Origin of the sequence: Streptomyces sp. NPDC058291 (assembly GCF_042880855.1) — a bacterium.
GTDB lineage: Bacteria > Actinomycetota > Actinomycetes > Streptomycetales > Streptomycetaceae > Streptomyces.
Window position 1 is genome coordinate 1 of the sequence record NZ_JBHVYK010000014.1, and the last position, 14,943, is coordinate 14,943.

At 72.3% G+C, this 14,943-nt stretch carries 10 protein-coding genes; 5 read left to right on the forward strand and 5 right to left on the reverse strand.

Translation table 11 applies throughout. From position 1 onward, the window contains the following. Window positions 1-169 precede the first annotated feature (169 nt). Entirely contained in the window at window positions 170-925 is a 756-nt protein-coding gene (locus tag ACFVYK_RS09640; protein ID WP_389770759.1) for a GPP34 family phosphoprotein, read from the reverse strand. A 238-nt stretch (window positions 926-1,163) separates the two neighbouring features. Between ACFVYK_RS09640 and ACFVYK_RS09645 the strand changes: the two genes are divergently transcribed. Together ACFVYK_RS09645 and ACFVYK_RS09650 are read left to right on the forward strand one after the other, a co-directional pair. Beyond that, window positions 1,164-3,833, forward strand: coding sequence for a D-alanyl-D-alanine carboxypeptidase (locus ACFVYK_RS09645; protein WP_389770762.1), 2,670 nt, complete (start codon window positions 1,164-1,166; stop codon window positions 3,831-3,833). Window positions 3,834-4,003: 170 nt separating this feature from the next. Continuing rightward, the gene (locus ACFVYK_RS09650; protein WP_389770764.1) at window positions 4,004-6,058 is read left to right on the forward strand and encodes an MFS transporter; all 2,055 of its coding nucleotides are present in this window, start codon (window positions 4,004-4,006) and stop codon (window positions 6,056-6,058) included. A gap of 190 nt (window positions 6,059-6,248) precedes the next feature. On the opposite strand, the gene ACFVYK_RS09655 is transcribed toward ACFVYK_RS09650, so the two are convergent. Then, window positions 6,249-7,088, reverse strand: coding sequence for a hypothetical protein (locus ACFVYK_RS09655; RefSeq protein WP_389770768.1), 840 nt, complete (start codon window positions 7,086-7,088; stop codon window positions 6,249-6,251). Between the two features lie 77 nt (window positions 7,089-7,165). Here ACFVYK_RS09655 and ACFVYK_RS09660 point away from each other — a divergent pair, with 77 nt between their 5' ends. Together ACFVYK_RS09660 and ACFVYK_RS09665 are read left to right on the forward strand one after the other, a co-directional pair. After that, complete coding sequence (locus ACFVYK_RS09660; protein ID WP_389770771.1) at window positions 7,166-7,954, forward strand: SDR family oxidoreductase; 789 nt, start codon at window positions 7,166-7,168, stop codon at window positions 7,952-7,954. 138 nt (window positions 7,955-8,092) lie between these two features. Continuing rightward, window positions 8,093-9,661 carry a sodium:solute symporter family protein gene (locus ACFVYK_RS09665; RefSeq protein ID WP_389770998.1) on the forward strand — a complete coding sequence of 523 codons (1,569 nt, stop codon included), beginning with the start codon at window positions 8,093-8,095 and terminating at the stop codon, window positions 9,659-9,661. Window positions 9,662-9,725: 64 nt separating this feature from the next. Here ACFVYK_RS09665 and ACFVYK_RS09670 read toward each other — a convergent pair whose 3' ends face one another. After that, window positions 9,726-10,844, reverse strand: a complete 1,119-nt coding sequence (locus ACFVYK_RS09670) for an ADP-ribosylglycohydrolase family protein (RefSeq protein ID WP_389770774.1) — start codon at window positions 10,842-10,844, stop codon at window positions 9,726-9,728. A 129-nt stretch (window positions 10,845-10,973) separates the two neighbouring features. Between ACFVYK_RS09670 and ACFVYK_RS09675 the strand changes: the two genes are divergently transcribed. Then, window positions 10,974-11,495: a DUF2165 domain-containing protein gene (locus ACFVYK_RS09675; RefSeq protein ID WP_389770775.1), complete on the forward strand. Its 522-nt coding sequence runs from the start codon at window positions 10,974-10,976 to the stop codon at window positions 11,493-11,495. 9 nt (window positions 11,496-11,504) lie between these two features. Here ACFVYK_RS09675 and ACFVYK_RS09680 read toward each other — a convergent pair whose 3' ends face one another. Together ACFVYK_RS09680 and ACFVYK_RS09685 are read right to left on the reverse strand one after the other, a co-directional pair. After that, window positions 11,505-12,092 (reverse strand): hypothetical protein, encoded by a 588-nt coding sequence (locus ACFVYK_RS09680; RefSeq protein ID WP_389770778.1) that lies wholly within the window; start codon window positions 12,090-12,092, stop codon window positions 11,505-11,507. Window positions 12,093-12,229: 137 nt separating this feature from the next. Next, the gene (locus ACFVYK_RS09685; RefSeq protein ID WP_389770781.1) at window positions 12,230-14,845 is read right to left on the reverse strand and encodes a bifunctional FO biosynthesis protein CofGH; all 2,616 of its coding nucleotides are present in this window, start codon (window positions 14,843-14,845) and stop codon (window positions 12,230-12,232) included. Window positions 14,846-14,943: the final 98 nt, after the last annotated feature.

The following is a 14,943-nucleotide window of genomic DNA, read 5'->3' on the forward strand; positions in this document are numbered from 1 at the left end:
CGTTACCCGCCTTTGCGTAACCCCTATCCCCCGGGCCCCCACCCGGTCCCGCGGGGGGGGTTGCGTGCCCCCGCCCCGCGCGGGCCGCGGCGGCTCCCGAACGGGTCCTGTGTACTGCGATGGTGCGGTCCTGCGTGCGCGGTGTCGTGCGGTGTCGTGGGACTGCGGCTCAGTGGGCCACGACACGCGCCATGGGACCGCGGTGCGGCTGCGCCGGAACGCCACGGGCGGGTTCCGGAGCGGACCTCGCTCCCGGCCCGGCCTGACGGCCGGCGGGCGCCTGGTTGCGACGCGGCTGTGCCGCCGCGCCGTTCTGGACGTCCATCACGGCGTGCGCCACGAGTCCGCCCATCGGGTCGTGCCTGATCAGATCCCGCAGCCGGGAGCGGGACGAACGTCCCTCGTTGCCCGGGTACAGGTGCTTGCCGAGGCCGACCGCGTGCGCCAGTGCGGCGAGCGCCGCGGTCCGCGGGTCCGGCGGGACGCCGGTGCGGATCGCGGAGTCCAGCCGGGCCTTGATCTCCCGGCTGATGTCGGTGTCCGTCGCCTGGTAGCGAGTCGTCGGCAGCACTCCGCACATCTGGCCCGCCACGGCATGCACCATGCCGCACCGCTCCAGATGCGAGAGGTAAATCTGGCGTAGCCCGAGACGCGGCCCGCCGATCCAGTGGACGGCCCGTACGGGAGCGCCACGCCTTCGCAGCAACTCCAACGCGCAGTCCAGTGTCGGATCTCCAGTCGGCCGTGGGGACACCACGGCGATACGATCCCCGTCAGGGGCTATCCGCCCGGCCATCGCCAGCTCCACTAGCTGTGCTCCGGCCAGACCAAGGTCGAGCGACTGCGGCTGCGCGGTGGTACCCGTGGTCGGGTCCAACGCCAGCAGAAGAAGCTCTTCCGGAATCGTTCTGCGGCTCCTGCCCATCCATGCCTCCCCGCGTGGATGAATGACAGGGTGACCCCTCTCACATTCATCTGTCGAGGGTGCGTGACCTGTTTGTAGTGGAACCAGTAGGTATGTCGTTCTCGTCTACCGCAGGAGCCAAGCCCTCTACACAGGACACTGGTACATGGTTCGGACGGCGCCGCGAGGCGGGTCCCGGGCGGGCGGTTCACGGTTCGGCAGGCGCGCGGACGGCGTGCGGCATCAGGAGGAGGCATCGGTGGCGGGCGAGTCCCCCGACAGGTCGAAGCAGCGCGAGTCGTCGGCAGAACCGACGTCGGGGAGCGCGGGCACGGTTCCCGAGGCACGTGAGTCCGGCGACTCGCGCGAGCCCCGCGATCCGCGGGTCGCCGTGGCACGGGAGGGCGGGTCGTCGGCGTCACGCGGCGGCGTCGACACGGCGACCCGGGTCTTCTCGGTACGGGACCTCAACACCGACGAGACCGACGAGACCCACAAGGCAGGCAAGGCGGACGAGGCAGGCAAGGCGGACGCGGTCAAGGAGCCCGGCGCGGGCGAGGAGCCCGAGACCGCGGAGGAGCCCAAGACCGCCGAGGTCGCCGAGACCGCCGAGGACGCCGGGGAGGAGGCTCCGGCGGCCCGGGCGGGCGGGGCCGGGACGAGCGAGGAGCCCGCGGACGCCGAGGACGCCGAGGACGCGACGGACTCGGAGGAGGCCGCGGACGCCGAGCGCTCCGCGAAGGAACCGGAGGCCCGGGAGACCGCCCAGGACGCCCCCGCGGACGCCGAGGACGCCGGGAGCGCCTCGAAGACCCCGGAAGCCGCCCCTGAGGGCGGTGACGCGCGTCTGCGAGCGGCCGTGGCCCAGTGGGTGGCCTCGGCGGACGAGAAGACCGACGGGACGAGCGCGGCCGACGCCGACGCGGACGCGGGCACTGACGCCGGCACTGACGCCGACGCGGATGCCGACGCCGACGCCGACGCCGACGCGGAGGAACGTTCCGCGAGCGTCGCCGAGGAGGCGGACCGGCCTTCGTCCGGCGAGCCGAAGGCCGACCCCCGCTCCCCCGCGAAGCCCGCGCCGAAGTGGGCCACGGCCGACAAGGCCGACGGCCCGGAGGACGCCGACGGCCCGGATGACGCCGACGGCCCGGATGACGCCGACGACTCGGACGAGCCCGACGAGGCCGCCGCGCCCGCAGACGCCGGAGCCGGCGACGAGCCGGTCGGCAAGACGGGTGACAAGGCCGACGAGCGCCCCGTCGACCAGCCCACCGCCGTCTTCAAGACCCGCCGGCCCAAGCCCGCCGTCGACCAGCCGACCACCATGCTCAAGCTCGGCGGGGCCGCCACCGCCTCCGACGCCGAGAACGCCGGGAACGCCGAGAACAAGGACGACAAGAGCGCCAAGGACGACAAGAGCGCCAAGGACGACAGGAACGGCAAGGAGGGCAAGAGCGCCGAGGAGGGCGCCAAGTCCACGGATGAGGCTCCCGCCGAGCGGACGAGCAAGTTCGTCGCGCTCAAGCCGCTCGACGAGCCCCGCGCGCCGAAGCCCGCCGTCAAGCCGTTCACGCCCCCGCAGGCCGACGTCACCGCGCTCGTGCCGCAGGTCGGGCCCGAGCGGACCACCCAGCAGCCGCTGCCTCCCAAGCCGCCGCTGGACCTGCTGGCCGAGCTGACGAACACCCCGCCGCCCCCGCCCACGCCGCTGCGCCAGCTCGGCCGGCGGCTGAAGATCTGGACGCCGCTGGTGCTCCTGCTGGTCGTCGTGTTTGCGATCGCGCAGGCCGTAAGACCGCTGCCGGCGACGGCCCTGACGCTCACCGCGAAGGACTCCTACACCTTCGAGGGCGGCAAGACGCAACTGCCCTGGCCGGGTGAGGGGCAGGGCTGGATCGACGCCGACGGCGTCGGCACGATGGGCAGCTTCGGCAAGCAGACGCCGGTGGCCATCGGCTCGGTCGCCAAGACCATGACCGCGTACATCATCCTCAGGGAACACCCGATGAAGGCCGGGGAGGAAGGTCCCGGGATCAAGATCGACGCGACGGCGGAGAAGGAGGGCGGCTACGACGTCACCGGCGACGAGTCGACGCTCAACACCGTCAAGGCCGGCCAGACCCTCACCGAGAAGCAGGCGCTGTCGGCCGTGCTGATCCCCTCCGCCAACAACATCGCGCGGCTGCTCGCGCGCTGGGACGCGGGCTCGGCGGAGGCGTTCGTGAAGAAGATGAACGCCACGGCCAAGAAGCTGGGGATGACGAACACCACGTACACCGACCCCTCGGGCCTGAAGGAGACCACCGTCTCCACGGCCGAGGACCAGGTGAAGCTCGGCCGGGCGTTCGTGAAGGTCCCGGCGCTGGTCGCCATCTCCAGCGCGGCGAGCTGGGACGACCCGTCCGGCGAGAACTGGCCCAACTACAACACGCTGCCGTTCAACATGGGCGCGATCGGCATCAAGACCGGCAGCACCACCGCGGCCGGCGGCAACCTCCTGTTCGCCTCGCGCAAGAAGGTCGACGGGCAGACGGTGACCCTCGTCGGCGCGATCCTCGGCCAGCACAAGCCGAGGATCCTGGAGACGGTCAACGCGGTCAGCCAGACGGCGCTGCTCGCCGCCCAGAAGGCGCTGACCTCGGCGAAGATCATGAAGAAGGGCGACGTCGTCGGGTACGTGGACGACAAGCTGGGGGGCCGGACGCCCGTCGTCATCACCAAGGACGTCTCGGCGGTCGGCTGGGCCGGCATGACGGTGAAGCTGTCGTTCGCCGCGAACGAGGTGCCGCACACGGCGAAGGCCGGCGCCCAGGTGGGCACGCTCACCGTCGGGGACGGCACCAGCAGCGCGGTGAAGGTGCCGGTCGCCCTGCAGTCCGACCTGACCGAGCCGGGCTTCTCGGACAAGCTGACACGTCTCGGCTGACGCCGCAGCCGGGTCCGTACCTCTCCGCACCCCGTCGGGCAGCCGCCCGGCGGGGTGCGTGCTAGCGTCGCGAAACGGGACAGGTCGCCGGTCGTGAGGGCGCAGCCGCGAGGCGGACGCGAACAGGACGCGACCGAGAACGGAAGACGGGACACGGGGAGTGCCTTCAGGTGGCCACTGCGGAGCCGACACGCGCCGACGACACAGGTCCGGGACCGGACGTCGGCCCGCGCACGAGGCTGCCCGCACCCCAGTCGGGCGAGCACGACCGTGACCCGGTGGGAGTCGGCGCGCCCGTCGCGGCGGCAGGGCCGTCGGCCGACGGCTCCGTCGTGGACCTCACGGCCGACCCCGCGGCCGACCCCGCGGCGGGACCCGTGGTAGACGTCGAGGGCCCCGCCCGGGACCGCGAGGACGACGGCCGCGAGGGCCGCGAGGACGACCGCGCGGTCGGCCCCCACACGGATCCGCCGGGCGAGGCGTCCGGCGTGAGGGCCGCCCTGGGCCGGCTGGGCAGCCGGCTGAACCAACACCTGGTGCTGTCGATGACGGCGCTGTCCGGGGTCCTGCACCTCGTCTGGTTCTTCACGTTCGCGAACAGTGGCGGCGACCTCGCGGCGCAGGACGCGTGGGCCGAGTTCGTCGGCCGGCATCCCGACTCGGCGTACAACCTCGCCTGGTACGGCGGCATGCACCCGGTGTCGTACAGCATGGTGTCGCCGTACCTGATGTCCGTGCTCGGCGTCCGGACGACGATGATGATCGCCGGAACGCTCTCGGCGGGCCTGCTCACCCTCATCCTGCTGCGCTGCCGGCCGGTGAAGAACCCGGTGTGGCCGGCGCTGGCGGGGATCTTCGCCCTGCTGTGCAACGCCGCCTCGGGGCGGGTGACGTTCGGGCTCGGCAACATGTTCGCGCTGGCCGCGGTCGCCGTCGTCTTCTGCTGGCCGCACCGCTGGCGCTACAAGCGGTGGGCGAAGGCGCTGTGCGCCGCGCCGCTCGCCGCGCTCGCCACCATGGGCTCGCCGGTCGCCGGGCTCTTCGTGGGCATCGTCGCCGTCGCGATGTTCCTGCAGAAGCGGCGGCCGGGCGCGTGGGCGCTCGGCCTCGCGCCCACGGTGGTCGTCGGCCTGTCCGCCTGGCTGTTCCCGTTCTCGGGCACCCAGCCGATGTCCTTCGGCTCGGCCTGTCTGCCGCTGCTGTCCGCGGTGGCGGTCTTCGCGGTCGTCCCGCGCGACTGGAAGACCGTGCGGATCACGGCGGCGGTGTACGGGCTCGGGGTGCTGATGGTGTGGCTCATCAGCTCGCAGATCGGGTCCAACATCACGCGGCTCGCGATGATGTTCACCGGCGTGGTGCTGATGGCCGCGTTGCCGTTCGCCGTGCCGCGCAGCCGCAAGTGGTACGTGATCGTCCTGTCGTCGCTGACGTTCGTGGGCTGGATCGGCTTCAAGTCGGTCGACGACGTGGTCCGGACGACTCCCGCGGCCTCCTGGGCGCGGGAGCTGGCCCCCCTCGTCAACGAGCTCCAGGGGGTCGGCGCGGAGAAGGGGCGGGTGGAGGTCGTCCCGGCCCGCTCGCACCGCGAGGCGTCCGCGCTCGCGCCGTACGTCAACCTGGCCCGTGGCTGGAACCGCCAGGCCGACATGGAGCGCAACCCGCTCTTCTACGACGACACCCTGAACTCCGCGAACTACCACGACTGGCTTCAGCGGTGGGCGGTGCACTTCGTCGTCGTCCCCAAGGAGGCGCTGGACGGGGACGGGGGCGAACGGGAGCGGGAGCTGGTGCAGCGGGGGCTGCCGTATCTGGAGCAGATCTGGGGCGACGCCAACTGGCAGCTGTTCCGGGTGCTGGACCCGGGCCCGCTGGCCGAGCCGAACGCGGTCGTGCAGCGGGCCGAGCAGGGCGAGATGACGATCGACGTGAAGAAGGCGGGGCGGATCCTGATCCGGATCCCGTACTCGCCGTGGCTGAGCGTGGTCGACGCGCAGGGCAAGAGCCTGAAGCCGCCGCAGGAGACCCGGGAGTCCAAGGACCGGTCCGAGGGGGAGCCGAAGACGTTCGAGAACGTCAACGGGTGCCTGTTCGAGACGCGGGAGGACGCCGAGGGCGACAAGTGGACGGTGCTGCTCGCGCCGAAGGCGGGGACCTACCGGCTGGCGGCCCCCTACCAGCTGCCGCGCGGGACGCCGTGTCCCGACGAGCTGAAGGACCGGCCCTGATCGGCCCCGACCGCTCCGATCGTCTCGATCGCCCTGATCGCCCCGCTTGCCCCGCCACCCCACTCAACCCCGCTCGTCCCGCTCGTCCCGCTCGTCCCGCTCACCCCGCGCGTCCCGCTCACCCCGCTCACCCCGCTCACCCCGCTCGCCCCGCTTGTCCCGCTCACCCCACTCGCCCCGCTCGTCCCGCTCAGCGCAGCCGGTCCACGTACCGGTCGGTGCCCGGCACCGTGGGGACGAACGGCGCGACCAGCTCCACCCGGCCCAGGCCCGACTCCGCCGTCGCCTCCTCCAGGCCGGCGAAGTGCCGGTCCCAGCAGTCCCTCGGATCCTCCTCCAGGAACCACAGCAGGGTCAGCCGGGTGTCGACGCCCTCGACCTGCCTGACGTAGGTCATGCGGTCGCCGGGCAGGGGGGTGGGGCGGAAGACGGTGACCATGGCCGTCGGGGAGCCGGCCAGCCGCCGGGGGAGGTGGCGGGCGCGCAGCCACTCCAGGAGTTCGGCGCGCTGCGCCGCCGAGTCGGCGTCGACGACCTGGAGCACCAGGCCGGCGTAGGGGTGGTCCAGGGCGTGGAAGTCGCGCGGGCCCGCCGCGCCGTCCCGGTAGACCGTCGTCTCGTGGTCCTGGAACGCCGTGAAGACGTGGGTGCGGTCCTGGTAGACGCGGGCGTCGCGGTTGAGGCGCTTGTTGATGGCGACCGTCCACTTCATGTGGTCGTCGTAGCGGCCGTCGGTGATCCAGTAGGTGGACAGGTAGCAGCCGGCGGTGACGGGCCGGGCGACCGCCGACCTCTCGGGGCGGCGCAGGAGTTGCAGGTCGCGGGTGGCGACCCATCTGCGGCCCGCGTACATCCAGGGCATGGCCATCGCGCCCGCGTAGTAGTGGTCGTCCTCGTACCAGCGGTTGTAGGCGTACTCGTGGCCGGGGTGCGGTTCGACCATGGTGATCAGGGCGTGACCGGGCCGGACCCCGTAGGGGCCGGTGGCGGCCAGTTCGGCGTACGTCTCGCTGCGGGTCTCGTCGCTCACGCGTCTTCCCCTTCCTCGGCGGCTGTCCCATACTCTGACGCTCCGTCAGATAATGCGCCAGGGCCAGGGAGGTCCCGATGTCACTGCTCAACGGCAGGACCGTCGTCGTCTCGGGGGTGGGCGCCGGGCTCGGTCACCAGGTCGCCGCCGCGGTCGTGCGGGACGGCGGGAACGCCGTGCTGGGGGCGCGGACCGAGACGAACCTCGCGAAGAGCGCGGCCGGCATCGACCCCACGGGGGCGCACACGGCGTACCGGGTCGCCGACGTCACCGACGAGGCGCAGTGCGAGGCGCTGGCGGACTTGGCGCGGGAGCGGTTCGGGGGGATCGACGCGGTGGTGCACGTGGCGGCCTGGGACTCGTACTTCGGCGGTGTCGAGGACGCCGACTTCGCCACCTGGCAGTCGGTGATCGACGTGAACCTGCTGGGCAGCCTGCGGATGACCCGGGCCTGTCTGCCGGGGCTCAGGGCGGGTGGCGGCGGGTCGGTGGTGTTCATCGGGACGCAGTCCGCGGTGGCGGCCCCCTCGCAGGTGCGGCAGGCGGCGTACGCGGCCTCCAAGGGGGCGTTGACCAGCGCCATGTACTCCCTCGCGCGCGAGCTCGGGCCGCACCGGATCCGGGTCAACACGGTCTTGCCGGGGTGGATGTGGGGGCCGCCGGTGCAGGCGTACGTGCGGTTCACCGCGCACAGCGAGGGGGTGCCGCAGGAGGAGGTGCTCGGGCGGCTCGCGGAGCGGATGGCGCTGCCCGAGCTGGCCACGGACGGGGATGTGGCGGACGCGGCGGTGTTCCTCGCCTCGGACCGGGCGCGCTCGATCACCGGACAATCGTTGCTGGTCAACGCGGGGGAGCTGATGCGTTGAGTTCACATAGATGAACGCAGGACACCATACCGAATTCTTTTACCCTCCCTTGACTCGACGGTTACTTGTCGTGTTCACGCGGCAGCGCCCACGATGAGCGCCGAGCTGAACGCCGGGCTGAACCACGGGAGGGCGCACATGAACGGTCTCGACTGGGCCGTGCTCATCGGCTATTTCGGCGTGATGGTCGCCATCGGCGTCTGGTCGCACAAGCGCGTCGACAACGTGAGCGACTTCTTCACCGCCGGCGGCAAGATGCCCTGGTGGCTGTCGGGCATCTCGCACCACATGTCGGGCTACAGCGCGGTGATGTTCACCGGGTACGCGGGCATCGCCTACACCTACGGCGTCACCTCGTTCGTCACCTGGTCCTTCCCCATCGCCCTCGGCATCGCGATCGGCTCCAAGCTGTTCGCGCCCCGCATCAACCGGCTGCGGTCCCGGCTGCGGGTGGCCTCCCCGCTGGAGTACCTGAAGAACCGCTACGACCTCAAGACCCAGCAGGCCCTCGCCTGGTCCGGGATGCTGCTGAAGATCGTGGACGTCGGGGCCAAGTGGGCCGCCATCGCGACCCTGTTGTCCGTGTTCACCGGGCTCTCCCTCAACCAGGGCATCCTCATCACCGGCGCGATCACCGCCGTCTACTGCACGATCGGCGGTCTGTGGGCGGACGCGCTGACCGAACTCGGCCAGTTCGTCATCCAGTTGCTGGCCGGCGTGGCCATGCTGATCGCCGTCGTGCTCAAGCTGAACGACAAGGGCATCGGAGTGACCGGCGCGTGGGACGAGCCCGCGCTCCAGGGCCACGACAAGCCGCTGGTCGCCCAGTACGGCACGGTGTTCCTGCTCGCCTTCCTCTTCATCAAGCTCTTCGAGTACAACGGCGGCATGCTCAACCAGGCCCAGCGGTACATGGCCACCGCCGGCCCGAAGGAGGCCGAGAGGTCGGCGCGACTGTCGGCGGTGCTGTGGCTGGTCTGGCCGCTCGTGCTGTTCTACCCGATGTGGATGTCACCGCTGCTGGTGACGTCGAACAAGCCCGACGGCTCCGACTCCTACGCCCTGATGACCGAACAGCTGCTGCCGCACGGCCTGTTGGGGCTCGTGATCGTCGGGTTCTTCTCCCACACGATGGCCATGTGCTCGTCCGACGCCAACGCCATCGCCGCCGTGTTCACCCGGGACTGCGCGCCGGTCATCTGGGCCAGGGCACGGGCGTGGAACCAGCAGTCGGGGCTGATCGCGGCGCGCGTGACGACCGTCGTCTTCCTCGGGCTGTCCATGGCGGCGGCCACCCAGGTCAACTCCCCCGCGTTCAAGGACATCATCACCGTCGTCATCAAGTGGGTGGCCGGTCTGATGGGCCCGATGGCGATCCCGATGATGCTCGGCCTGCTGCGCCCGTTCCGCCGCTCCGGCCCGACGGCGGCGCTGACCAGCTGGTCGATGGGTCTGCTGGCCTTCTGGCTGGTCAACTACCCGATCAACTGGAGCGTCGACGGCGGAGTGCCGCTCCAGTACCAGGTGTCCATCCCGCTCGCCGTGTCGCTCGTCCTCTACATCCTCATCGGCTTCCTCAAGCCGGAGGACACCCCGGAGCGGCTCGCGGTCATCGAGACCATCAACACCGACGGGGACGGCGGCGCGGCGGCCGCGGCCGACCTGCCCGGCTCGCGGGACGAGGTCCCCGCGGCGGTGAAGGACTGAACCACCACCCGCCCGGACGCCCGGCCGACGTCCGGCCGGGCGCTCGGCCCGGCCTCCCCTCCCGTCAGCTTCCCCGGGGGTAGCGGGCCAGCCAGGCGGGGGCGGCGCCGGTGGGGTTGTGGAGCGCCGGGCCCTGGGTCATCTCCAGGGCGAAGTCGTCGGCCAGCTCCAGCATCGTGGGACGGCCCTCCAGCTCGGCCAGCCAGGCCGGCGGGAGGGCCGTCTCGCCGTGCAGCGCCCCGAGGAGCCCGCCGGCCACGGCCGCGGTGGACGCCGAGGGCGCGCCATGGTTCACGGCGAGCCGCAGCCCGTGCCGGACGTCCTGCGCGACGAGAGCGCAGTAGACCGCGCCGGACACCACCGCCTCCGCGGTCCCGGCCCCCGCCAGCTCCTCCACCTCCGCCGGTCCGGGCGGCCCCTGCCGCACCGCGTCCAGCGCCTGCCGCAGCGCCTGCGACACCGGTTCGTGCCCCGGCCGCGCGGACAGCAGGGCGAGAGCCTGCCGCACCGCGCCGTCCAGGCTCTCGCCGCGGGTCAGCGCGTGCACGGTGACCGCGTACGCGCCCGCCGACAGACACGCCGTGGGGTGACCATGGGTCTGGGCCGCGCACTCCACGGCCAGTTGCATGACGAGCTGCGGCTCCCAGCCGACGAGCAGCCCGAACGGCGCCGACCGCGGCACCACCTCCGGCCCGGCCGCCTCCGGGCTCTTGGGCACGTCGAGCGTGCCCATCACCTCGTCGCCCAGCCCGAGCAGCAGGGTCCGGGTGGGATCGCGCCGGACGTAGAGCCACTCCTCCCGGGCCAGCCAGCCGTCGTCCTCGCGGCGCAGGTCGGGCCCCCAGTCGCGCTGGGTGGCGGCCCAGCGCAGATACGCCCGGTGCAGATCGGTCGGCGGGTGCCAGACTCCGGTGTCCCGGCGCACCTGGGCGCGGATGAGGCCGTCCATCGTGAAGAGGGTCAGCTGGGTGAGATGGCTGACCGCGCCGCGCCGCCCGTGGGCGGGGGCCAGGTCCACGACGCCCTCGGGCCCGTGGTCCTCCCGGATCTCGTCGACGCCCAGCCGGTCGACGGGGATGCCGAGCGCGTCCCCGACGGCCGCGCCGAGCAGCGTGCCGCGCACCCGGCTGCGGAAGTCCTGTTGTTCGGCGCGGCCCCAGACGGGCCCGGCAGTCGCACCCACCAAGTCCTCCCGGGCACCGTCCGTACGTACGACGTCCGTCACTGTAATCGAACGCCTGCGGGTTCCCGCCCCGGGCGCGGGCTGTCGGGTGGAGGGGTCATGGAGACCTGGTGGGGTAAGGACACCCGCATGACCACCCCCCTCGCACGCAGCGCGCACACCTCACGTGTGCTTCCCCTCACCGCGGCCCTGCTCACCGGTACGGTCGCCCTCTACCTGCTGCTCGTCGCCTTCGGCAACATCACCGACTTCGGCACGAACCGGCAGTTCGTGCGGCACGTGCTGGCGATGGACGACACGTTCGGGGACGACGACCTGATGTGGCGGGCGGTGACGAGCAAGGGTCTGCAGGACGCCGCCTACGTCGCGATCATCGCGTGGGAGACGGTCGCCGGGCTGGTGCTGGCCGCCGGGACCTGGTTCTGGGCGCGGCGGGACGACATACGCGGCCGTACGGTGTCGACGTACGGGCTGGTCATGGTGATGCTGCTGTTCGGGGCCGGGTTCATCGCGATCGGCGGCGAGTGGTTCGCGATGTGGCAGTCGAAGACCTGGAACGGGCTGGAGGCGGCCACCCGGGCGTTCGTGTTCGCCGGGGTGGTCCTGATCGTCAACCAGCTGCCGTCCGGGCGGGACGGCTCCCGCGTCTGACCACGGGTCCTACTCGACGACCCTGACCTTCGTCCCCGTCTCGCCGAACGCCCACAGCGCCGTGCCGTCCGCCTTCGCCATCCGGATGCCGCCGGTCTGCGTGCCGGCGGCGGCCGGGGGCGGGGAGGAGCCGTCGACCGCGTTGGAGAAGGCGATGTTCACGCCCGACGCGGCGGAGAAGTAGACGACGTGCTCGATCGGCACGCCGTCGGAGCCCGTGACGGCGTCCTTGCGCAGCGACACCGTGTAGCTGCCCACGGCGGGGTCCACCGTGCCGGGCCAGACCGTGAAGGTGCGGCGGGCCGTGTCGTCCGCGTCGACCAGCCAGACGCGGTGCTGCGCCAGGGAGTACACGACCCGGCGGCCCGTGCCCGACCTGTCGGGGACCCGGGCGGCCCGGGGGGCGGCCGACGGCTTCGGCGCGGGCGACGGCTTCGCGCTCGCGGACGCCGAGGCGCTCGGGTTCTTCACCGCGGACGCCGTCGGGTGCGGGCCGTTCTCGGCCTGCGCCGTCAGCACGACGACTGCGGCGATCGCACCGGCGGTCAGGCCGGTGACCCAGGCCCAGGAGGGAAGCCGTCGGGCAGGCACGGGCACGCATCTCCTCAGCTACGGGGCCCCACGACCACGAGGGGTCCGATCATCGTACTGTGGGGATCCCGTAGGGCTGTCCCTCAGGGCGGTCCCAGGGCTGTCCCTCAGGGCGGTCCCGGGGCTGTCCCCCGGGACCGCCCTCAGTCCAGCACCGGCAGCAGTTCCGGCAGATGCCCGTCCGACGCCGCCGCCGCCCGCTGCCGCTCCTCGGGCACCTCGCCGTACAGCGTCGTGCGCGGCCTCGCCGGACGGCCCGCCGCGTCCGCGACCGCGATCAGGTCCTTGACCGACTTGTAGGAGCCGTACGACGAGCCCGCCATCCGCGAGATCGTCTCCTCCATCAGCGTGCCGCCCAGGTCGTTGGCCCCCGAGCGGAGCATCTCCGCGGCGCCCTCCGTCCCCAGCTTGACCCAGCTGGTCTGGATGTTGGGGATGTGCGGATGCAGCAGCAGCCGGGCCATCGCCGTCACCGCCCGGTTGTCCCGCATGGTCGGGCCGGGCCGGGAGATGCCCGCCAGGTACACCGGCGCGTTGGTGTGGATGAAGGGCAGCGTGACGAACTCCGTGAAGCCGCCGGTGCGTTGCTGGATGCCGGCGAGGGTCCGCAGATGGCCCAGCCAGTGCCGGGGCTGGTCGACATGGCCGTACATCATCGTCGAGGAGGACCGGATGCCGAGTTCGTGCGCCGTCGTGACGACCTCGATCCAGGTCGCCGTGGGCAGCTTGCCCTTGGTGAGCACCCAGCGGACCTCGTCGTCGAGGATCTCGGCCGCGGTGCCGGGGATGGAGTCGAGGCCCGCCTCCTTCGCCGCCGTCAGCCACTCGCGGATCGACAGTCCGGTGCGGGTGGCGCCGTTGACCACCTCCATCGGTGAGAAGGCGTGCACGTGCATGCCGGGGACCCGCTCCTTCACCGCCTTCGCGATGTCGAAGTAGGCCGTGCCGGGCAGGTCCGGGTGGATGCCGCCCTGCATGCAGACCTCCACCGCGCCCAGTTCCCAGGCCTGCTGGGCGCGGTCGGCGACCTGGTCGAGGGAGAGGGTGTAGGCGTCGGCGTCGGTGCGGCGCTGCGCGAAGGCGCAGAAACGGCAGCCGGTGTAGCAGACGTTGGTGAAGTTGATGTTCCTGGTGACGATGTACGTGACGTCGTCGCCTACGGCCGAGCGGCGGACGTCGTCCGCGACGCGGGTCAGGGCGTCCAGGGCCGGGCCGTCGGCGTGGAGCAGGGCGAGGGCCTCGTCGTCGGTGAGCTTCGTCGGGTCGTCGGCGGCCGTCGCGAGGGCCTGGCGGACGTCGGTGTCGATGCGCTCGGGCGCCATGCCGGGGGCGGCGGCCTCGCGCAGGGCGGCCCAGTCGCCGTACACCTCGTCGAAGTCGTCCCGGCGGTCGGAGGTGCGGCCTTCGGTGTCGATGGTGCGGTGCAGGTCGGTGCGGCCGGACGGCACGAACACCTCCTCGGGCTCCTGCCAGGGGCGGCCCTCGACGACGGCGTCCGGCAGGGCGAGGCCCGTCTCCGGGTCGGCCAGCGCGCGCACGTGCGGGAGCAGCCGCGGGTCCAGCCAGGGTTCGCCGCGCCCCACGAACTCCGGGTACACGCACAGCCGTTCACGCAGCTCGAAGCCGGCCGCCGCGGACTTCTCGGCCAGCTCCTCGATCTGCGGCCAGGGCCGCTCGGGGTTCACGTGGTCGATGGTGAGGGGGGACACCCCGCCCCAGTCGTCGACACCGGCGCCGATCAGCCGCTCGTACTCGCTGTCGACGAGGTTGGGCGGGGCCTGGAGGCAGGCGGAGGGGCCCATGATGTGGCGGGCGACGGCCACCGTCGCGACCAGCTCGTCGAGTTCCGCGTCCGGCATCCCGCGCATCGCGGTGTCCGGCTTGGCGCGGAAGTTCTGGATGATCAGCTCCTGTACACCGTGGTAGGCGCGGGAGACCTTGCGCAGCGCGAACAGCGAGTCGGCCCGCTCCTCGTACGTCTCGCCGATGCCGATCAGAAGGCCGGAGGTGAAGGGGACGGAGGAGCGGCCGGCGTCCTCCAGGACGCGCAGGCGGACGGCGGGCTCCTTGTCCGGGGAGCCGTGGTGCGGGCCGCCGGGCTCGGACCACAGCCGCCTCGCGGTGGTCTCCAGCATCATGCCCATGGAGGGCGCGACGGGCTTCAGCCGCTGGAAGTCGGTCCAGGACATCACGCCCGGGTTGAGGTGCGGGAGCAGTCCCGTCTCCTCCAGGATGCGGATGGAGATGGCGCGGACGTAGGCGATGGTGTCGTCGTAGCCGTGCGCGTCGAGCCATTCCCGGGCCTCGGGCCAGCGCTCCTCCGGCTTGTCGCCGAGGGTGATGAGGGCTTCCTTGCAGCCGAGGGCCGCGCCCTTGCGGGCGATGTCGAGCACCTCGTCGGGCGACATGAACATCCCGTGCCCGGCGCGGCGGAGCTTGCCGGGGACGGTGACGAAGGTGCAGTAGTGGCACTTGTCCCGGCACAGCCGGGTCAGCGGGATGAAGACGCTCTTCGAGTAGGTGATGACGCCGGGCCGGCCGGCCGCCTCCAGGCCGGCGTCCCGCACCCGGGCGGCCGACGCGGCGAGGTCCCGCAGCGCCTCGCCGCGCGCCTGCAGCAGGACGGCGGCCTCGGCGACGTCGAGGGCGACGCCGTCCCGGGCCCGTTTGAGCGCGCGACGCATGGAGTTCTCGGTGGGGCCGCCGGGCGGGCCGGGGGTCGGGCCGGGGCCGGTACCGGAGCTCGCGGGAGTCGTCATCCTCCGAGCATACGATCACCCTTCGCGACCGAGGGGCCTGCCCGCCGACAGGACGGACCGTCCCGGCGGCTCCGTGCCGTGACGGCGTGGCGGACGAG